The 18,577-nt window shown below is 71.5% G+C and carries 19 protein-coding genes; 13 read left to right on the top strand and 6 right to left on the bottom strand.

Annotated elements, in window-relative coordinates:
• Both AOK24_RS29335 and AOK24_RS29330 read left to right on the top strand, forming a co-directional pair.
• Positions 1 to 282, top strand: a 282-nt coding sequence (locus AOK24_RS29335) for a glycerol-3-phosphate dehydrogenase C-terminal domain-containing protein (RefSeq protein WP_276206863.1), incomplete at its 5' end; no start/stop codon positions are given.
• Between the two features lie 118 nt (positions 283 to 400).
• Entirely contained in the window at positions 401 to 928 is a 528-nt protein-coding gene (locus AOK24_RS29330; RefSeq protein ID WP_055723065.1) for an SMI1/KNR4 family protein, read from the top strand.
• On the opposite strand, the gene mtnK is transcribed toward AOK24_RS29330, so the two are convergent.
• Genes mtnK through AOK24_RS29310 form a run of 4 tightly spaced genes read right to left on the bottom strand, consistent with a single transcriptional unit; the run spans position 904 to position 5,783 of the window.
• On the bottom strand, positions 904 to 2,070 hold the full coding sequence (mtnK, locus tag AOK24_RS29325; RefSeq protein ID WP_055723062.1) for an S-methyl-5-thioribose kinase: 1,167 nt from the start codon (positions 2,068 to 2,070) through the stop codon (positions 904 to 906). The two genes, AOK24_RS29330 and mtnK, sit on opposite strands and share 25 nt — an antisense overlap.
• A 10-nt stretch (positions 2,071 to 2,080) precedes the next feature.
• A complete protein-coding gene (locus tag AOK24_RS29320; protein WP_055723061.1) occupies positions 2,081 to 3,127 on the bottom strand; it encodes an ABC transporter permease in 1,047 nt (348 codons plus the stop codon).
• A 30-nt stretch (positions 3,128 to 3,157) separates the two neighbouring features.
• Complete coding sequence (locus AOK24_RS29315) at positions 3,158 to 4,696, bottom strand: sugar ABC transporter ATP-binding protein (protein ID WP_055723060.1); 1,539 nt, start codon at positions 4,694 to 4,696, stop codon at positions 3,158 to 3,160.
• A complete protein-coding gene (locus tag AOK24_RS29310) occupies positions 4,683 to 5,783 on the bottom strand; it encodes a substrate-binding domain-containing protein (RefSeq protein ID WP_055723059.1) in 1,101 nt (366 codons plus the stop codon). Before AOK24_RS29310 ends, AOK24_RS29315 begins: the two co-directional genes overlap by 14 nt.
• A 368-nt stretch (positions 5,784 to 6,151) precedes the next feature.
• Here AOK24_RS29310 and AOK24_RS29305 point away from each other — a divergent pair, with 368 nt between their 5' ends.
• Genes AOK24_RS29305 through mtnB form a run of 3 tightly spaced genes read left to right on the top strand, consistent with a single transcriptional unit; the run spans position 6,152 to position 8,057 of the window.
• On the top strand, positions 6,152 to 6,736 hold the full coding sequence (locus tag AOK24_RS29305) for a 1,2-dihydroxy-3-keto-5-methylthiopentene dioxygenase (protein WP_055723058.1): 585 nt from the start codon (positions 6,152 to 6,154) through the stop codon (positions 6,734 to 6,736).
• Positions 6,733 to 7,452 (top strand): acireductone synthase, encoded by a 720-nt coding sequence (gene mtnC, locus AOK24_RS29300; protein WP_055723057.1) that lies wholly within the window; start codon positions 6,733 to 6,735, stop codon positions 7,450 to 7,452. Before AOK24_RS29305 ends, mtnC begins: the two co-directional genes overlap by 4 nt.
• Positions 7,449 to 8,057: a methylthioribulose 1-phosphate dehydratase gene (gene mtnB / locus AOK24_RS29295; protein ID WP_055723056.1), complete on the top strand. Its 609-nt coding sequence runs from the start codon at positions 7,449 to 7,451 to the stop codon at positions 8,055 to 8,057. Before mtnC ends, mtnB begins: the two co-directional genes overlap by 4 nt.
• Before the next feature lie 99 nt (positions 8,058 to 8,156).
• Here the strand turns inward: mtnB and mtnA are convergent, their stop codons facing one another.
• A complete protein-coding gene (gene mtnA / locus AOK24_RS29290; RefSeq protein ID WP_055723055.1) occupies positions 8,157 to 9,188 on the bottom strand; it encodes an S-methyl-5-thioribose-1-phosphate isomerase in 1,032 nt (343 codons plus the stop codon).
• A gap of 226 nt (positions 9,189 to 9,414) precedes the next feature.
• Between mtnA and AOK24_RS29285 the strand changes: the two genes are divergently transcribed.
• The 8 genes from AOK24_RS29285 (at position 9,415) to AOK24_RS29250 (ending at position 17,870) form a co-directional block, all read left to right on the top strand.
• The gene (locus AOK24_RS29285) at positions 9,415 to 10,485 is read left to right on the top strand and encodes a BMP family ABC transporter substrate-binding protein (RefSeq protein ID WP_055723054.1); all 1,071 of its coding nucleotides are present in this window, start codon (positions 9,415 to 9,417) and stop codon (positions 10,483 to 10,485) included.
• Positions 10,466 to 12,010 carry an ABC transporter ATP-binding protein gene (locus AOK24_RS29280; RefSeq protein ID WP_055723053.1) on the top strand — a complete coding sequence of 515 codons (1,545 nt, stop codon included), beginning with the start codon at positions 10,466 to 10,468 and terminating at the stop codon, positions 12,008 to 12,010. Before AOK24_RS29285 ends, AOK24_RS29280 begins: the two co-directional genes overlap by 20 nt.
• Position 12,011: 1 nt before the next feature.
• A complete protein-coding gene (locus AOK24_RS29275; protein ID WP_240554185.1) occupies positions 12,012 to 13,157 on the top strand; it encodes an ABC transporter permease in 1,146 nt (381 codons plus the stop codon).
• Entirely contained in the window at positions 13,157 to 14,023 is an 867-nt protein-coding gene (locus AOK24_RS29270; protein ID WP_055723052.1) for an ABC transporter permease, read from the top strand. Before AOK24_RS29275 ends, AOK24_RS29270 begins: the two co-directional genes overlap by 1 nt.
• Positions 14,020 to 14,775, top strand: coding sequence for a nucleoside phosphorylase (locus AOK24_RS29265; RefSeq protein ID WP_055723051.1), 756 nt, complete (start codon positions 14,020 to 14,022; stop codon positions 14,773 to 14,775). Before AOK24_RS29270 ends, AOK24_RS29265 begins: the two co-directional genes overlap by 4 nt.
• Positions 14,772 to 16,058 carry an amidohydrolase gene (locus AOK24_RS29260; protein WP_055723050.1) on the top strand — a complete coding sequence of 429 codons (1,287 nt, stop codon included), beginning with the start codon at positions 14,772 to 14,774 and terminating at the stop codon, positions 16,056 to 16,058. Before AOK24_RS29265 ends, AOK24_RS29260 begins: the two co-directional genes overlap by 4 nt.
• A 68-nt stretch (positions 16,059 to 16,126) precedes the next feature.
• Complete coding sequence (locus AOK24_RS29255; protein WP_055723049.1) at positions 16,127 to 16,798, top strand: FadR/GntR family transcriptional regulator; 672 nt, start codon at positions 16,127 to 16,129, stop codon at positions 16,796 to 16,798.
• Between the two features lie 154 nt (positions 16,799 to 16,952).
• The gene (locus tag AOK24_RS29250) at positions 16,953 to 17,870 is read left to right on the top strand and encodes a PAC2 family protein (protein WP_010350353.1); all 918 of its coding nucleotides are present in this window, start codon (positions 16,953 to 16,955) and stop codon (positions 17,868 to 17,870) included.
• A 58-nt stretch (positions 17,871 to 17,928) separates the two neighbouring features.
• Here AOK24_RS29250 and AOK24_RS29245 read toward each other — a convergent pair.
• The coding region (locus tag AOK24_RS29245; RefSeq protein WP_055723048.1) for an SMP-30/gluconolactonase/LRE family protein at positions 17,929 to 18,577 on the bottom strand (649 nt) is incomplete at its 5' end.

The raw sequence follows: 18,577 nt of genomic DNA, 5'->3' as shown, positions 1-18,577 counted from the left end.
GCCCCCGGCCCCCGCATGGCCGCGGACACGGCGAAGCACCTCGCGACCCACTACGGCTCCCTCGCCTTCGACATCGCCCGCCTGGCGAACGAAAACCCCGAACTCTCGGAACGCGTCCACCCCGACGCCCCCGAAATCTGGGCCCAGGTCGTCTACGCCCGCGACAACGAGTGGGCCGAGACCCAGGACGACGTCCTGCGCCGCCGCACAACCCTGACAATCCGCGGCCTGGCCACGGACGAGGTACGCGCGAAGGTGCAGGACCTGCTCGACAAGAAGTAACGCGCACGACCTCAAAGGGGCGGTACCTCCGACTCGGGCCCAAGGCTCAGAGCACCGGAGGTGCCGCCCCTTCGCGTGCTCGGTTGTCAGTGCCGGGTGTTACCCATGAGACATGGAGATGGAGACCGAGAAGGCCGACCCGGAAGACCTCGCGATGCTGCGGGAGGCGTTCGGGGCAGACGCGTCACCGCTGGGCTGGGAGGAGGTGCGGCGGTTCGAGGAGGCGCACGGGGTGGTGCTGCCCGAGCCGTTCCGCACGCTCGTGGCGGAGATCGCGGACGGCTCCTTCCAGGGGCCGCCGGAGTACGGGTGGGTGGGGCTCGCCGAGAGCGCCGAGGGCCAGCGGCTGGCCGTGCCTTTCCCGCTCACCGAGATGTGGGTGTGGGAGGAGGACCCCGACGCCGTCGTCGAGGGGATCGAGGGGGTCGTCCACCACGGTTCGCTGAACCTGGGTACGGACGGGTGCGGGATGGACTGGCACCTCGTCGTCACCGGCCCGCAGCGCGGGCGCGTCTGGCTCATCACCGGCGAGGGTGCGATGCCGCACAGCCGGCCGGGTTTCATCGACTGGGTGCGGCAGTGGGTCGCCGGGGAGGAGTGGTTCCAGGAGAGCGAGGCGGTTCAGGAGAGCGAGGCCACCAGTTGACGTACGGACTCCACGTCGGGCAGCTCCTCGCGGCGGACGATCAGTTCGCGGCCCAGGAGGAGGGCCCTGCGGGAGGCTGGGGCCGGGTCGGGGAGGGTTGTGAGGTCGGTCAGGTGGGCGAAGCCGATGATGCGGCGGATGATTTCTGTGCCTGCGTAGCCGACAGAGTCGGTCCAGATTCGGTGGAGGAAGCGGTCGAGGTAGGCGTTGTTGAAGAAGGTGTCCACCCGGGTCGGCCACAGGCGGCGGAACTCCGTCTCGAACGCCTCCCAGGAGAGGCGGAGTTGGTCGGCGTGGTCTGTCAGACGGCCGAGGGCGCGGGCGCGTTCTTCTGAGACGAGCGTGTTGGCCCAGTACAGGCCGAGGTCGTAGCCGATCGGGCCGACGAAGGAGAACTCGGGGTCGAAGACGCGGACCACGGGGGTGCCGTCGCGTTCGCCGACCATGATGCTGCCCGTGTGGAGGTCGCCGTGGAGGAGGGCCTGGGCGCTGGTCATGAACGTGTGGCGGAGGTCGGCGACCTCGGTGCGGAGCACCTCGTCCGCGCGGAAGGCGGCGGCGAGGTCCGTCAACTCCGGGAGCCAGTGGTTGTGTTCGTGCTCGACGTACGGCTCGGAGAGGACGACGTCCTCGGTGATCTTGCACAGCTCGGGGCTGACCGACGCGGCGACCAGCGCCTTGCGTTCGGCGGACGGCATGCCGAAGTCGCTGGTGGTGAAGGTGAGTTGCGCGACGAACTCGCCGATCCGCGCCGACGTCTCCGTACCGTAGGACGCGCCCTCGTTGAGGAGCGTGCGCAGGACCTCCAGGTCGGACATGTCCTCCATGACGAGGGCGTAGTTCTCGGGGTCGTAGCCGAGGATCGCGGGGATCTTGTCGGGGGCGACCTTCGCGACCTGCTCGTACGCGCGCGCCTCGGCGTCCGCACGGTCGGGGTTCATCGGCCAGGAGGGCCCGGCGACCCGCACCCAGGGCAGCGCCTGCTTCACGGCGAGACTGCGGCCGGCGAGGGACGCGAGGAAGACCCGGTTCATGTTGCCGTCGGACACCTCGCGGACCTCGGGGTCGGCAGCCCCGTCCCAGTGGCCGCGCTCCCGCAGGTACGCCGGGATGTCCTCGGTCTCCAGGATGCGGTAACCCATCAGAACTCCCTCATGCGGTACGGCGCTTGGACAAGGTGAAGCTGAAGACGAGCGCGAGGATGAGCACGGCGCCCTCGACGACGTCCTGCGTGTAGTACGGCAGGCCCTTGATGGTGAGCCCGGTGGTGATGATGCCGATGAGGACGGCGCCCAGCGCGGTCCCCCACACGTTGGGCCGCCCCCGGCCGAGGACCGACGTACCGACGAGCGCGACGGCGACGGCCTCCAGGAGCTGCGAGGTTCCGGCGCTGACGTCGCCCTGCCCGATGCGGGAGGCGAGGATCAGCCCGCCGACCGAGGCGAGGACCCCGGAGATGACGTACGCGAGCGCGCGGTAGGCGCCGACGCGGATGCCGGCCAGCCGGGACGCCTCCGGGTTCGCGCCGATGGCGTACAGCACGCGCCCCCAGCGGGTGCGGGCGAGGAACACCCACGCGGCGACGGTCAGCCCGCCGAAGATGAGGACCGAGACGGGGATGCCGAACACGGTCCCCCGGTCGATCTTCAGGAACCCGGCGGTGAACTTCCCGGGCGCGGTCGACCCGTCCGACATGGTCATGCCCGGCGTGATCGACTGCCCGTCGACGAGGATCAGCTTGCTGCCCTGGATGACGAACATCGTGCCGAGCGTGGCCAGCATGTCGGGGATCTTCAGGACGACGATCAGCAGCGCGTTCAGCAGACCGGCGAGCGCGCCCGCGATCAGCACGGCGACGATCGCGACCGCGCCGACCTGGTTGTGGACGACCATGGTCTGCGCGGCGACCGAGACTCCGAGCCCGGCGACCGCGCCGACGGACATGTCCATGCCGCCGACGGCCATGGTGAGGGTGACGCCGAGGCCGAGGATCGCGGCGACGGACACGTACCGCAGCGTGTCGAGGAGGGTCGCCGACTCGCGGAAGGAGCCCTCGCTCAGCGCGAAGTACAGGAACAGCGCGACCGTCACGAAGATGAACCCGTACTTGATGACGGCGTTCTGGACGCGCAGGGCGGTGGAGGCCGCGGACGGGGTCGCCGCCTTCGTGAGGACCTCGGTGCTCTGGGTGGTGGTCATGGGGGGCTGCTTCCTTCGGCGAGGCGAGCGTCAGACGGACGCCGAGATGGTCTGGATCACGCGGTCGCGCTCCGCGTCCTCGCCGTACGCGTCGAGGTGGACCTCGCCGCCCGCGAGGACGACGACCCGGTCGGCGGTCTCCAGGATCTCGTCGACGTCGGCGGACAGGACGAGGACGGCCGCTCCCTCGGCGGCGAGCTGACGCGCGCGGCGGCCGATGTCGCGGCGCGCCCCGATGTCCACGCCTCGGAACGGCTCGTCCAGGATGAGGACGCGCGGGGTCTCGGCGAGCCAGCGGCCGACGACGACCTTCTGCTGGTTGCCGCCGGACAGCTCCTCGACGGTGCTGTGCTCGTCGCGGGTGACGACGCCGAGCGCGGCGATGGTGTCGCGGCCGAGCGCGTCCTCCTTCGCGCTCTGGAGGAGGCCCAGGCGGGACAGGGACTTCAGGAACGGCAGCGACACGTTCTGGGCGACCGACCAGCCGGGGACGAGGGCGTCGGCGTGCCGGTCCTCGGGGACGAGGTGGACGCCGGCGCGGATCGCGTCGGCGGGGCGGCGGGGCGCGTACGGCTTGCCGTCCAGGGCGACGGCGCCCGCGAGGAAGGGTTCCGCGCCGAACAGGCCGCGCGCCAGCTCGGTCTTGCCGGCGCCCAACAGGCCGACGACGCCGGTGACTTCACCGGCGCGCAGGTCGAGGTCGAGGGGTTTCTGCCCCGGGAAGAGACGGACTCCGCGCAATGACAAGGCCACGTCACCGGAGACGCCCTGCCGTTCCGGGCGCGCGGTCGTCGCCTCCTGCTCCTGCGCGAGCATCGCGCGCAGGGCCGCGTCCCAGTCGAACGGTTTCGCCTGGTCCTCGGTGAGACGGCCGTCCCGCAGGACGACCAGGCGGTCGGCGAGCGCGTCGATCTCGCCGAGGCGGTGGGAGACGTACAGCACGGCGATGCCGTCCTCGCGCATCCTCTCCACCAGGGTGAAGAGGCGTTCGGCCTCGGCGGCGGAGAGCGCGGAGGTCGGTTCGTCGAGGATGAGGAGGCGGGGGCGGGTCGCCAGCGCGCGGGCCAGGATCAGCAACTGGCGGTCGGAGATGCCGAGTTCGGTGACGTCGCGGCGCAGGACCGCGTCGCTCCAGTCGAGGCCGAGTCCCGCCTGGATCTCGCGGGCGCGGGCCAGCGTACGGCGACCGTTGAGGAACGGGTTGCCGCGCTGCTGGGCGAGTTCCTCGAAGACGAGGTTCTCGGCGACGGAGAGGCCGGGGACGATGCCCTCGCCGATCCGCTGGTGCACGGTCTGGATGCCCAACTTGCGGGCGGCGGACGGGGATTGGAGGGCGACGGGGTTCCCCGCCACCCGTACCTCGCCGCCGTGTCCCGCGTGCACGCCGGACAGGATCTTGATCAGCGTCGACTTCCCGGCGCCGTTCGCGCCGAGCAGCGCGACGACGGTGCCGGGGGCGATGTCGAGGGAGACGGAGGCGAGGACGGCCTTGCCGCCGAACGCCATGCTGACGTCGGTGAGACCGACGGCCGGTGTCTGCGCGGAAGCCGGTGTCTCAGTGGGCGACATTCGCGATCCAGTCCGCGGTCGACACCTGGGACAGGTTCAGCGCCGGCAGCGCCGCCCGCAGCTGGTCCATGTTCGCGATCTTCTTCTCGCGCAGGAAGTCCTGGGTGATGGCGACCGCCGGGAACTCGACGGTGGTCTTCCCGAGCTGCCCGGCCAGTTCCAGGGCCGTCGTACGGACGACCGCCGCGCCGACGGCGGACGGGTCCGTGCCGGCGGTGGCGACCCAGGGGCTGTCGGCGGCGGTCATCTGCTGGATGTCCGCGTTGGAGACGTCCGCGCCGAAGACCTTGATCCTGTCCTGGAGCTTCTTGTTCTGGACGGCGAGGACGGTGCCCTTGGCGAGCTCGTCGTAGGGCGCGAAGACGCCGGTGACGTCGGAGTTCTGGGTCAGCGCTGCGGAGACCAGCGGCACGTTGTCCGTGGCGGTGGAGTCGGTGACCTTGCCGACCTTGAACGCCTGCTTCCAGCCCTGCGCGGTGACCTCGGTCTTCCAGACGGAGTCCCGCTTGTCGAGGGCGGCGTACCCGGCGACGTTGACGTATCCGACCTTGGCGTTCTTGCCGAGGGTCTTCGCCATGACGTCCAGGACGGCCTGGGCCATGCTCGCGTCGTTCTGCCGGGTGGTGACGACGCCCTTGGTGGCCGTCTCCACGTCGTAGACGACGACCTTGATGCCCTTCTTGACGGCCTCGTCGATCTCCGGCTGGATCGTCGCCGGGAAGCCGTGGTCGACGATGATCGCCTTGGCGCCGGAGTTGATGGCGGAGGACAGGTCGGTGGCCTGCTTGGCGTTGTCGGCCTGCGCGTCGTACACCGTCAGGTCGATGCCCAGCGCCTTGGCCTGGGCCTTCGCGCCGTTGCCCCACTGCTCGAAGTAGTCGCCGGCGCCGCTCTGGCGGACCAGGGCCACCTTGACCGCACCCGAGGCGAAGGGCGCGGGCTTCTTGCCGGTGGCGGCCTTGGCGGAGGCGGCCGTGTCGCCGCTCGCCTTGGTGGAGGCGTCCGAGGACTGGGAGCAGGCGCTCAGCGCGAGGGCCGAGACGGACACCAGCGAGAGCGCGGCGAGAGGCAGACGGGTACGGGACATGAGGGGCTCCAGGTACGGGTGGTGCGAAAGAAATGCGCCATGGGCGCGCGCCGGGGGGCGAGGAGGCGAGGGCTCCGGGAGCGGTCAGCGACAGCTGGCTGTGGTCGACCGGAGCAAGTCCACGTACAGCCGCCGCACGAGCAGCAGCGTCTTCATAGACAGATGATGTGAACGGTTTCAGCCATACGTCAAAGGCGTAAAAGGGGATTCTCACGGAATGAGACAACGACTACGTCACACGGGGTGATCGTCCGGCCTGGAGTTACCATCGCGGGACCGGCACCTGCCTCTTTCCGCCCCGACCGTCCGCAGCCCGTCTCGGCATCCGGACGGACCGGCCCTTCCAGACAGATCCTGGAGCTGCTGTCATGACCCTCCTGACCACCTGGTCCGAATCCGGCCCCGAGACCCAGATCCGCCGGACCTCCGACCCCGCCGAGATCGCCGAGGCGCTCAAGCCGCTGGGCGTGCGCTACGAGCAGTGGCCGATCCGCGAGGACGTGCCGTTCGACGCGGACAGCGAGACGGTGTTCTCGGCGTACGGACCGGAGATCGAGAAGCTGAACGCGGAGGAGGGCTTCACCACGGTCGACGTCCTCGGTCTGCACCCCAGCGACGACCCGGAGTTCCCGGCGAAGGCGAAGGCCGCGCGCGAGAAGTTCCTCCAGGAGCACACGCACGACGACGATGACGAGGTCCGCTTCTTCGTCTCCGGCTCCGGCATCTTCTACCTGCACGTGAACGGCGAGGTCCACGCGGTGTTCTGCGAGAAGGGCGACCTGCTGGGCGTGCCGCGCGGGACGACGCACTGGTTCGACATGGGCACGAGCCCGTCGTTCACCGCGATCCGCTTCTTCCACGAGGAGGACGGCTGGGTCGGCAACTTCACCGGTTCGACGATCGCGTCCCGCTTCCCGGACTACGACACGATCGCCGCCGGGTACGTCGCGTGACGCTCCGGTACGCCGTCGACGCCGTGGTGCTCGACATCGAGGGCACCACGAGCGCGACGGGGTTCGTGGTGGACGTGCTGTACCCGTACTCGCGTGACCGGTTCGCGGAACTGCTGTCCCAGCGGGCGGACGAGCCGGACGTGGCGCGCGCGATCACGCAGGTCCGCGAGCTGTCCGGCGAGCCGGACGCCGATGCCGCCGCGATCGAGAAGACGCTGAACGCGTGGCTGGACGAGGACCGCAAGGCGACGCCGCTGAAGACCCTCCAGGGGATCATCTGGTCGGAGGGTTTCGCGCGGGGCGACCTCGTCTCGCACTTCTACGACGACGTCGTCCCGGCGCTGCGGGCCTGGCACGCGGCCGGCGTCCGGCTGTACGTCTACTCCTCGGGGTCGGTCGCGGCCCAGCGGGCGTGGTTCTCCTCGACGCCGGACGGCGACCTCCTGCCGCTGACCTCGGGGCTGTACGACACGGAGAACGCCGGGCCCAAGCAGGAAGCGGCGTCCTACCGCCGTATCGCCTCGGCGGCCGGGGTCGAGCCGTCCCGGCTCCTGTTCCTCTCCGACCGGCCCGGCGAACTGGACGCGGCCCGCGAGGCCGGGTGGCACGCCGTCGGCATCCGGCGGCCCGGGGAGCCGTACTTCGAGCAAGGCGTCGGGGACCATGCGCAGGCCGGGTCCTTCGACGAGATCACCGTTTCCAGGAGCACGACATGACCGCCGACATCACCGCGCAGGACCTCCACGAGGCGGGGGCCGTGCTCGCCGCCGAGTCCGCCCGGTTCGCCTCCTTCGGGTGGATGCGGGGGACCTCCGGCAACCTGTCCGTCGTGCTGTCCCGCGATCCGCTGCGGCTCGCGGTGACGGCGAGCGGGCACGACAAGGGTGAACTGACGCCCGCCGACGTGGTGTTGGTGGACGGGCAGGGGGCGGCCGTGCGGGGCGGCAAGCCGTCCGCCGAGGCCGAACTCCACGCGCGGGTCGCCGCGTTGACCGGGGCGGGGGCCGTCGTCCACGTCCACACGGTCGCGTCCGTGACGATGGGTCACCGGCGGCCCGGGGGCATCCCGTTCCGGGACGTCGAGATGCTGAAGGGCGTGGGGCAGCCCGCGCACGACGTCGAGGTGATTCTGCCGGTCATCGCCAACAGCCAGGACATGAAGGAGCTGGGCGACCGGCTTGAGGAGGCGCGGAATCCCTTGATGCCGGCGGTGGTTGTGGCGGGGCACGGGCTGTACGTGTGGGGGGCGGACCCGCGTCAGGCCCGGCACCACACGGAAGTGGTGGAGTGGCTGCTGGAGTTGGAGCTGGCGAGGCGCTGAGCCTCTCGGAGGGCCGCTCATTAAGGAGGGGACCCGGTGAGCTGGAGGAGGGGACCCGGTGAGCCGGGTCCCCTCTCTTCGTGGCGTGTGACGGTCCGTCTACTTCAGCCGCTCGCCCGGCAGTTCGCCCGCCGAGACCTCCAACACCCCGCGCTCCGTGACCAGTCCGGTGACGAGGCGGCCCGGGGTCACGTCGAACGCCGGGTTGTGGCCGCGGGACTCGGCGGGGGCCGTGCGGATGCCGCCCCACTCCAACACCTCGTCCTCGCCCCGGAGTTCGATGTGGATGTCGTCGCCGGTGGCCGTGGCGAGGTCGACCGTGGTCGTGGGCGCCGCGACCAGGAAGGGGATCCCGGCGTCGGCGCAGGCGAGGGCGACGCCGACCGTGCCGACCTTGTTCGCGGTGTCGCCGTTGGCGGCGATGCGGTCGGCGCCGACGACGGCCGCGTCGACCTCGCCGCGCAGGATGGTCCCGGCGGCGGCGCCGTCCGCCTGGACGTAGTGCGGGATGCCCTCCTGGACCAGCTCCCAGGCGGTGAGCCGCGAGCCCTGGAGCAGGGGGCGCGTCTCGTCGGCGTACACAACCTCGACCTGGCCGCGCGCGTGGAGTTCACGGATGACGCCGAGCGCCGTGCCCCAGCCGGTCGTGGCGAGCGCGCCGGTGTTGCAGTGGGTGAGGATGCGCAGCGGCCGGTCGACGCCGGCCTTCTTGATCAGCCAGTCCGCGCCGTGGACGCCCATCGCGTGGTTCGCCTCGACGTCCTCGCGCTGGACGGCGGCGGCCTCCTCCAGGACGGCGTCGAGTCCCTCGGCAAACCGGGTCATGACGCGGTCGACGCAGGCCATGAGGTTGACGGCGGTGGGGCGGGCCTCGCGGATGCGGGCGACGGCGTCCAGGATCTGGAGGTCGGTCCACCCCTCGCGCTCGCCCTGGATCAGCGCGATGGCGACCCCGTACGCCCCGGCGACGCCGATCGCGGGAGCCCCTCGGACGACGAGCCGCTGGATCGCGTCGACCAGAGTGTCCACATCGCGGACGTCCATGGTCGCGGTGCGGTGCGGCAGGAGGGTCTGGTCGATCAGCGCGAGACCGGATCCGGTCCAGTCGACGGCACGCAGTTCCTGGGACATAAGGGATCGCTCCTGGGGGTCCTGTGGTGTCCGATACCGTACATGACCTCGAAGAACCACAGTTCGAGACAGCCTGTCGGGTGGCCGAAACCGGGTGGTACAGTCCACCACCGATTTCACTGGCTGAGACTGAGCCCTCTGGAAAGACCCCTCCCCCAGCGCTCTCGTGGCCCGGCACCGTCGCCCCCGCGGAGTGCCGCTCGCCATACCCGGAAGGCCTCCCCCGATGCACCGCAGACCCCTCCGCACCCGCCGACAGCGCCGCACCCTCCAGCTCACGGCGCTCGCCGCCGGCACGGTCCTCCTCGCGACCGCCTGCAACGCCGCCGCGAAGAAGGACGCCGACTCCGCCGCGTCCGGCACCTCCGGGAAGTCGTTCACGCTGGTCACCCCGGACGCGGTGGGCCAGAACGAGTTCCTGAAACTGGCGGTCACGGGCGTCGAGGCGGCGGCGAAGGAGCACGGCGGCGCGCAGAAGGTGTACCAGTCCACGGACACCGCGTCTCAGCAGCAGAACGTCCAGGCGGCTGTGGACGCCGAGCCGGACGTCATCGTCCTGGTCGGCTTCGAGTTCGCGGACATCGTCGCCCAGCAGGCGCAGAAGCACCCGGACCAGCAGTTCCTGATCGTCGACGCGTGCACGCCGAAGACGTACGAGAACGTGAGCTGCGCGGTCTTCCGCGAGCACGAGGGCGTCTACCTCGCGGGCGCCGAGGCGGGCCTGCTGTCCAGGTCGGGCAAGGTCGGCGCGGTCGACGTCCTCGACACCCCGCAGTTCCGCCGCTACAGCGACCCGTTCGCGGCCGGCGCGAAGAAGGTCGCGCCGAAGACGTCCACGGGGACGCGGTTCGTCGGCGGCCAGTCCCCCTTCGACGACTCGGCGCGCGCGAAGGAGCAGGCGAACACGCTCCTCTCGCAGGGCTACGACCAGCTGATGGCGGCGGCTGCGGCCGGGAACTACGGCGTCTTCGAGGCGGCGAAGGCCAAGGGCGCGTTCGCGTACGGCGTGGACGTGAACCAGTGCGTCTCGTCCCCCGGGACGGTCGTGGACAACGTGATCAAGCGCACGGACATCGCCGTCCAGAAGGGCATCGACGCGGTGCTCGGCGGCAAGGCGGGCACGACCGTGTCGTACGGCCTGAAGGAGGGCGGCATCAGCCTGACCGGCCTGGAGGCCGGGGTGGCGACCTCGAAGTGCGTGATTGCCCAGCATCCGGACGTGCTGACCAAGGTGAAGGCGCTGCGCGACCAGATCGTCTCCGGTGAGCTGACCGTCGATGACCCCGCCGCCCGGTAGTCACGCGGTCGAGCTGCGGGGGATCACGAAGCGGTTCCCCGGCACGCTCGCCAACGACTCCGTCGACCTCGCCGTCCCACACGGTGAGATCCACGCGCTGATGGGTGAGAACGGCGCGGGCAAGTCGACGCTCATGTCGGTCCTGTACGGCATGCTGCGCCCCGACGCCGGGACGATCCGCGTGGACGGCCGCGAGGTCGCCTTCGCGAACCCGTCCGACGCGATGGCCGCCGGGCTCGGGATGGTCCACCAGAGCTTCAAGCTGTTCGACTCGCTGACGGTCGCGGAGAACGTCGTGTACGCCGCCGAGCCGCGCCGCTTCGGTCTCGTGGACCGCGGCGCGGCCCGGCGCCGGGTGCGGGAGCTGGCCGAGGAGCACGGCCTCGCGGTCGAACCGGACGCGCGGGTCGGGGAGTTGCCGGTCGGGCTGCGGCAACGCGTGGAGATCCTCAAGCTGTTGCACCGGGGTGCGCGCACGCTGATCCTCGACGAGCCGACGGCCGTACTGACCCCGGCGGAGGCGGACGCCCTGTTCGCCGTCCTCACGTCCCTTGCTGGGCAGGGGCGTTCGGTCATCCTCGTCACGCACAAGCTGCGTGAGGTGCTGGCGGCCTCGGACCGGGTGACGGTTCTGCGGGACGGGCGGGTCGTGTCGCGGCTGGTCACCGCGGAGACGTCGGCGCAGGAGATCGCCGCCGCGATGACGGGCCGGGCGGTCGAGCTGGACCGGGTGCACGCGGCGGGGACGCCGGGTGAGCCGGTGCTCGACGTACGCGGTCTCTCCGCTCAAGGCGTCCACGATGTGGACCTCGCTGTCCGGGCCGGGGAGATCGTCGGGATCGCCGGTGTCGCCGGGAACGGGCAGAGCGAGCTGGTCGAGGCGCTGGCCGGGCTGCGGCCGGTCACCGGGGGACGCGTGTCCGTCCGGGGCCGCGACCTCACGCACGCGTCCGCCGCCGAACGCCGGGCGCACGGGCTGGCGTACGTCCCCGAGGACCGGCACGCGGTCGGCACAGCGCCCGCGGCGAGCGTCGCCGAGAACCTCGCGATGGGCCACCACCGCACCTCTCTGTCCCGGCGCGGCCTGCTGGCGCCCAGCGCGGTCCGCGAGCACGCGCGCACGCTGGTCGAGCGGTTCGGCGTGAAGACGGCGTCCACCTCGGCGCCGGCCTCCTCCCTGTCCGGCGGCAACCTCCAGAAGCTCCTCATCGGCCGCGAACTCGCCCACGGGGCACCCCTGTTGCTGGTGGAGCAGCCGACCCGGGGCGTCGACATCGGGGCCGTGCAGAACATCCACGACCAGCTGATCGCATACCGGGACGCCGGGCACGCGGTGCTCCTCGTCTCGGCCGAACTGAGCGAGATCCGGGGCCTCGCGGACCGGGTGCTGGTCATGTACGAGGGGCGGGTGACGGCGTCGTACGGGAAGGAAGAGGCGGACGAGCGGATGCTGGGGCTGGCGATGGCGGGCGGGACCGGGGGAAGCGGCGAGGCTGTGGGCGCGGACGAAGGCGCAGGCAGCTGATATGACCGTCAAGCAGACACCCGGAACCACGACCGGAACCCCAACCGGAACCGCGACCAGAGCCGCCCGCGCCCGCCTCACCACCACCCTCCGCTCCCCCGTCACCTCCTCCGTCCTCGCCGGTCTCCTCATCGGCGCCCTCTTCCTCCTCGGCACCGGCTCCGACCCCCTGACCGCCTACGACGCCGTCCTGACCGGCGCGCTCGGCGCGGACGGCATCGGGGCGACGCTGACCACCACGACCAGCGTCCTGGGCCTCGCCCTCGCGCTGGCCGTCCCGCTGCGCGCCGGGCTGATCAACCTCGGCGGCGACGGACAGTTGGTGCTGGGCGGCATCACGGCGGCGGCCACCGCCCTGTACTCCCCGCTCCCGGCGCCGCTGACCGTCGTGCTGGCCCTCCTCGCGGGGATGGCCGTCGGCGCCGGGTACGCCGTACTGGCAGCCCTGTGCGAGAACCGGTTCGGTGTTCCGCTGCTGGTCAGCAGCCTGTTGCTGAGCTATCCGGCGGTGTCGCTGGCGTCGTACCTGGCGAGGTACCCGCTGAAGGAGCCGGGCTCCAGCCTCCCCCAGACGCGGGCGTTCCCGGACGGTGTGTCCCTGCCGGTGTTCGGGGACTCGACGGTCACCGTCGGCCTGGTCCTGGTCGTCCTCGCGGCGGCGGCCTACTGGTTCACGGACCGGCGGACGGCGTTCGGGTACGAGATCCGCATGACGGGCCTCAACTCCCGTTTCTCCGCGTACGCCGGGGTCGAACGGGCGGGCCTGACGCTGAAGTTGATGTCCGTGTCGGGTGCGCTCGCCGGACTCGTGGGCGCCATCGGGGTGTTGAGCTTCCCGTACCGCTTCGTGGACGGTTCGCTGACCGCACCCGGCTACACCTGGACCGGACTCACGGCGGCGCTGCTGGCGACGGCGGCCCCGGTCGGCACGGTGATCGCGGCGTTCTTCTTCGCGGTCCTCCAGGTCGGGGGGCTCGCGATGGAGCGGACGACGGAGGTGCCGCGCGAGCTGACGCAGGTGCTGCAAGCGATCGTGATCGTGTTCCTGGCGGCCCGACTCCGGTTCCCGCAGCGGCTGTTCAGGAAGGCGCGGCCGTCCGGGAAGCCGGGCCAGGCCGAGAAGTCCCCGAAAGCGGAGGCCGTCTGATGTTCTTCGACTCCGACCTCCTGATGTCGGCCCTGCGCGCCCTCACGCCGATCCTCCTCGCCGCCCTCGGCGGGGCGATCTGCGAGCGCGCGGGCGTGTTCAACATCGGCCTCGAAGGCATGATGCTGCTGGGCTGCTTCACGTCGGTCGCCACGAGCTGGTTCACCGGCAGCCCCTGGCTCGGCGTCCTCGCGGCGGCGCTCGCGGCGGCGGCGTACTCGCTGGTCCTCGCGGTCGGCGCGGTGACGCTGAAGGGTGACGCGGTGGTGCTCGGCATCGCCATGAACCTCCTCGCCGTCGGCCTGACGAGCTTCCTGCTGCGCACGGTCTTCGGCGTGCAGGGCACGTTCAGCGATCCGAGCCTGAACGGCCTTCCCCTGGCAGGGGGGTTCACCCCGCTCACGTACCTGTCGTGGCTCGCGGTCGCCGTGGCCGCGCTCGTGCTGTCCCGGCACGTGTGGGGCCTCAGGCTGCGCGGCGTGGGTGAATCCCCGGACGCCGCCGCGACGTTGGGGGTCAGCCCGGCGAAGTATCAGTACGGGGCCGTACTGTTGTCGGGCGTGCTGTGCGGACTGGCCGGTGCCCAACTCGCCCTGGGGAACGTCACGTTGTTCACCGAGAACATGACGGCGGGCCGTGGCTGGATCGCGGTCGTCGCGGTGATGCTGGGCCGTGCGCTGCCGGTCGGCGTGCTGCTGGCGGCGCTGCTGTTCGGCCTCGCGGAGGCGGTCGGCTTCCGTCTCCAGGGCGTCGGCCTCCCCCAGCAGGCGACTGACGCCGCGCCGTACGTCGTCACGCTCGGCGCCCTGTTCCTGTCGACGGCCCGCCGCCGTCGCCGTACCCCTTCTCCTGGAGCCGTCTCATGACGCAGGACCTCCTGCCGGTCACCCGAATTCCCCGTACCGGCCTGCCCGTTCACGCGGTCGTCGTCGGCGACCCGGCGCGCGCCGGCGTCGTCGCCGAGCTGCTCGACGGGGCGGTGGAGGTGTCGTACCAGCGTGAGTACCGTGTGTTCAGCGGGAGTTGGAAGGGCCTGCCGGTCGTCGTCGCCTCGCACGGGGTGGGCGCGCCGGGCGCGAACCTCCTCTTCCAGGAGCTGGCGGACGCGGGTGTGCGGACGATCCTGCGGTTCGGTACGGCGGGTGCGATGAAGCCGGGGATCGCGGACGGCGACCTGGTGATCGCCGAGGCGGCGGTCCGGGACGACGGGGTCACCCAGCAGCTCCTGCCGCCGGAGTACCCGGCGTTCGCGGCCCCCGAGGCGGTCCTCGCCCTCCAGCGGGCGGCCCGCGAGACCGGCGCCCCGCACCACCGGGGCATCGTGTGGACCCGTGCCGCCTTCCAGCCGGGCCACCTCCCCCTGTTCGCGTACACCGGCGTCGGTCTCGCCGCGATCGAGATGGAGCTCTCCGCTCTCCTGGTCACGGCGTCGCTGCGGGGCCTGACGGCGGGCGGCGTCCTGGTCGTGGACGGCGCGAACGCCGACGAGCTGGTCGACGAGGAGGGCACCAGCGTGTACGACCCGCACCGGGACGTCGTCGCGCAGGGCGTCGAGCGGGGTGCCGTGGTCTCGCTGGAGGCGCTGCGGCTGCTGGCGGAGGAGGAGAACTCCCGGTGAGTGTCGACCTGTTGGTGCACGGGGGTGACGTCCTGACGGTGGACGACGCCGGAACTGTCGTACGCGAAGGGGCGGTTGCTATCCACGACGGCGAGATCGTCGCCGTGGGTCCGGCCGGGGAACTCCAGCAGCGGTACGAGGCGCGGGAGTTCATCGACGCCTCGGGGTGTCTCGTCCTGCCGGGGTTCGTCAACACGCACACCCACCTCGCGATGACCCTGCTGCGCGGCCGTGCCGACGACGTCACTCTCCAGGGCTTCCTGGAGCGGGTGTTGGCGTGGGAGGCCGAGTTGCTCACGCCGGAGAACGTGGCGGCGGCGGTGCGGCTCGCGGCGGCCGAGTCCATCCGGGCCGGGGTCACCACCGCGCTGGACATGTACTGGTTCCACGAGTCGGCCGAGCGGGTCGCGCGGGAGGCGGGCTGGCGGCTGCTGACCGGGCCGACGTTCATGGACGTCCCCGAGCCGCCGGACGGCATGGAGTTCGCGGCGCGAACCGCGTGGGCGCGCAAGGACCTTGAGACCCGCACCCGGGTCCGGCCGGTCCTCTTCGCCCACTCCGCCTACACCCTCTCCCCCGCCCAGCTCACCGAAGTCTTCGCCCTGGCGCGGGAGTTCGGCGCGCTGATCCACATCCACGCGGCGGAGAACGCCACCGAGGTCGCGACCGTCGAGGTCAAGTACGGGAAACGTCCGGTGGAGTTGCTCGACTCCCTCGGTCTCCTCGGCCCCGACGTCCTGCTCGCGCACGCCGTCGACCTGACCGGCCCGGAAATCGCCGCGCTGGCCCGCACCGGCACCTCGGTCGCCCACTGTCCCGTGTCGAACCTGAAGCTGGGCTGCGGGATCGCCCCCGTACCGAGACTCCTCGGCGCGGGCGTCACCGTCGGGCTCGGTACGGACGGCGCGGTCAGCTCCAACGCGCTGGACGTGCTGGGTGCCGTCCGGCAGGCCGCGCTGGTGCACAAGGCGGGCGGCGACCCGACGGCGGTGGGTGCCGAGCAGGCCGTACGGATGGCGACCGCCTGGGGTGCGCGGGCGCTGGGGCTCGGGGAGCGGATCGGGTCGCTGGAGGCGGGCAAGCGGGCGGATCTCGTCGTCGTGGACCTGTCCGGCCCGCATCTGCGGCCCCGGCACGACCCGTGGTCGACGCTGGCGTACGCGGCGCGCGCCGACGACGTGCGGGACACGGTCGTCGACGGGAAGGTCCTGATGCGGGGGCGGGCGCTGACCACGCTGGACGAGCGTTCGGTGGTCGCGGATCTGGAGTCCCTGATCGTCTGAACCCTCATAATGGCCGCTAGACCTCCGATGTCTGGGGTGTCGGAAACACGCACGCATGGGAGGCCGGCATGGCAGTCACCGACGAGGCGATCGAGAAGATCAAGGGGATGATCGTCTCGGGTGCGCTGCGCCCCGGCGACCGGCTGCCGAAGGAGAGCGAACTCGCCGCGGAACTGGGCCTGTCGAGGAACTCCCTGCGGGAGGCGGTGCGCGCGCTGTCGCTGATCCGCATCCTGGACGTGCGCCAGGGCGACGGCACGTACGTCACCAGCCTGGACCCCCAACTCCTGCTGGAGGCGCTGAGTTTCGTCGTCGACTTCCACCGCGACGACACCGTCCTGGAGTTCCTCGCGGTGCGCCGCATCCTGGAGCCGGCCGCGACGGCGATGGCGGCGCTGCGCATCAGCGAGCAGCAACTCGACGCGCTGAGCGCCCAGTTGGACCGGCTCGGCGACGGGCCCTCGGTGGAGGAGCTGGTCGCGTGCGATCTGGAGTTCCACCGGGGGATCGTGCAGAGCGCCGGGAACTCGGTGCTGTGCTCGCTGCTGGACGGGCTGTCGGGGCCGACGACGCGGGCCCGGATCTGGCGGGGCCTGACGCAGGAGGACGCGGTGGCGCGGACCCTGCACGAGCACCGGGCGATCCTGGAGGCGCTCAGGGACCGGGACGCGGAGGCGGCGCGGTCGTGGGCGACGGTGCACATCGCGAGCGTGGAGCAGTGGCTGCGGGCGAGTCTGTGAAACCGGTTTCTGCGCGTTTGCGGTCAGGGGTGTTCGACGGCTCCGGACGGGGCAGTGATCCGTTCACTCCCCCGTGGAAGGGGGCTGCGGGCGCCCTTGCCGCACGCCGTAAGGTTGGGTGGTCAGGCGAGGGCACGTCGGAAGGAGGCGCTGGGTGATCGAGCTGGAGGGAGTTCCCGAGCTGATCGACCCAGTCATGGTGGCCGCGTTCGAGGGCTGGAACGATGCCGGCGACGCCGCCTCCACCGCCGTCATGCATCTGGAGCGGGAGTGGAAGGGCGAGGTGTTCGCGGCGCTGGACGCCGAGGACTACTACGACTTCCAGGTGAACCGCCCCACGGTGTTCATGGACGGCGGCGTGCGGAAGATCACGTGGCCGACGACGCGGTTGTCGGTCGTGCGGATCGGCGGCGAGAAGCCGCGGGACCTGGTGCTGGTGCGCGGCATCGAGCCGTCGATGCGCTGGCGGTCCTTCTGCAACGAGCTGCTGGGCTTCGCGCACGAACTGGGCGTCGAACTGGTGGTGATCCTGGGCGCGCTGCTCGGTGACACCCCGCACACACGTCCGGTGCCGATCAGCGGGACGACGTCCGATCCGGACCTCGCGCGCCGGATGGACCTGGAGGAGACCAAGTACGAGGGCCCGACGGGCATCGTCGGCGTCCTCCAGGAGGCGTGCACGCACGCGGGCGTACCGGCGGTGTCCCTGTGGGCGGCCGTCCCGCACTACGTGTCGCAGCCCCCGAACCCGAAGGCGACGCTGGCGCTCCTCAACCGCCTCGAAGACCTCATCGACGTCCGCATCCCCCTCGGCGAGCTCGCCGAGGACGCGCGCGCCTGGCAGGTCGGCGTGGACCAGCTCGCGGCCGAGGACACCGAGGTCGCCGAGTACGTCCAGACGCTCGAAGAGGCCCGCGACACGGCCGAGTTGCCGGAGGCGTCCGGCGAGGCCATCGCCCGCGAGTTCGAGCGCTACCTGCGCCGCCGCGACCCCAACGACCCGAACGAGAAGACGCGCCCCCCGAGGCCACCGAAGGCCACGGGCGACGACGATGATTCGTCGGAGGACTGAGGAGCGGGGAACGGAGAAGCGGTAGAGGCACTGACCCAGTACCTCTACCGCTTCGGTATTACGCCGGTACCGCGACCACCGCGTACGCCGTCTCCGGCGTCGGCGTCGTCGTGAACCGCGCGTTCGGCAGGTACAGCCGCCCCTGGTACGCGGCGGCCGTCGTCGGCACGTCGAAGTCCGCGTCGGTGATCCGCCGCAGGAACACCCCGCTACGGCCGTCGGCGGCCAGCCGGAACACGTCGACGGCGTTCTGCCTGTTCTGTACGACGTACAGGAGCCGTCCGGCGCGCAGCAGCCCGTCGCCGTTGGTGAGCGGCGCCGCGTCCCCGAGGTCGACGAGCGTGGTCACGCCGGTGCGCGGGTCGACCCGGTGCAGCGCGCCCACGCCGGACTGCACGACGAGCAGCGCCGACCCGTCGGGCGTGCGCGCGATCCCGTTCGCGTTGACGACCTCGCCGGGGACCTGCGCCCAGGCGCCGGTCAGGGGGAGGCGTACGACGTCGTCGGCGTCCGGGAGCGCGCCGCCCCGGCCGAGGGGGAGGGCGTAGAGGGCGGGCTGGAAGGAGTCGGTGAACCAGGCGGCGCGCGGGGTGAGGAGGACGTCGTTGGCGAAGGTGGGGGTCGTCGTGGTGAGCCGGTAGGTGGCGAGGATCTCGCCGCTGCGGGCGTCGACGACGCGGGCGCCCTCGCCGCGCGCGGCGACGAAC

The sequence above is a fragment of the Streptomyces niveiscabiei genome, from assembly GCF_001419795.1.
Taxonomy (GTDB): domain Bacteria; phylum Actinomycetota; class Actinomycetes; order Streptomycetales; family Streptomycetaceae; genus Streptomyces; species Streptomyces niveiscabiei.
This window is presented reverse-complemented; position numbering and strand designations above follow the sequence as displayed.

What these genes read in the sequence shown, in the direction of transcription:
- AOK24_RS29330 (WP_055723065.1), top strand. Translation starts at nt 401, where the DNA reads ATGGAGACCGAGAAGGCCGACCCGGAAGACCTCGCGATGCTGCGGGAG.
- mtnK (WP_055723062.1), bottom strand. Translation starts at nt 2,070, where the DNA reads ATGGGTTACCGCATCCTGGAGACCGAGGACATCCCGGCGTACCTGCGG.
- AOK24_RS29320 (WP_055723061.1), bottom strand. Translation starts at nt 3,127, where the DNA reads ATGACCACCACCCAGAGCACCGAGGTCCTCACGAAGGCGGCGACCCCG.
- AOK24_RS29315 (WP_055723060.1), bottom strand. Translation starts at nt 4,696, where the DNA reads ATGTCGCCCACTGAGACACCGGCTTCCGCGCAGACACCGGCCGTCGGT.
- AOK24_RS29310 (WP_055723059.1), bottom strand. Translation starts at nt 5,783, where the DNA reads ATGTCCCGTACCCGTCTGCCTCTCGCCGCGCTCTCGCTGGTGTCCGTC.
- AOK24_RS29305 (WP_055723058.1), top strand. Translation starts at nt 6,152, where the DNA reads ATGACCCTCCTGACCACCTGGTCCGAATCCGGCCCCGAGACCCAGATC.
- mtnB (WP_055723056.1), top strand. Translation starts at nt 7,449, where the DNA reads ATGACCGCCGACATCACCGCGCAGGACCTCCACGAGGCGGGGGCCGTG.
- mtnA (WP_055723055.1), bottom strand. Translation starts at nt 9,188, where the DNA reads ATGTCCCAGGAACTGCGTGCCGTCGACTGGACCGGATCCGGTCTCGCG.
- AOK24_RS29285 (WP_055723054.1), top strand. Translation starts at nt 9,415, where the DNA reads ATGCACCGCAGACCCCTCCGCACCCGCCGACAGCGCCGCACCCTCCAG.
- AOK24_RS29280 (WP_055723053.1), top strand. Translation starts at nt 10,466, where the DNA reads ATGACCCCGCCGCCCGGTAGTCACGCGGTCGAGCTGCGGGGGATCACG.
- AOK24_RS29275 (WP_240554185.1), top strand. Translation starts at nt 12,012, where the DNA reads ATGACCGTCAAGCAGACACCCGGAACCACGACCGGAACCCCAACCGGA.
- AOK24_RS29270 (WP_055723052.1), top strand. Translation starts at nt 13,157, where the DNA reads ATGTTCTTCGACTCCGACCTCCTGATGTCGGCCCTGCGCGCCCTCACG.
- AOK24_RS29265 (WP_055723051.1), top strand. Translation starts at nt 14,020, where the DNA reads ATGACGCAGGACCTCCTGCCGGTCACCCGAATTCCCCGTACCGGCCTG.
- AOK24_RS29255 (WP_055723049.1), top strand. Translation starts at nt 16,127, where the DNA reads ATGGCAGTCACCGACGAGGCGATCGAGAAGATCAAGGGGATGATCGTC.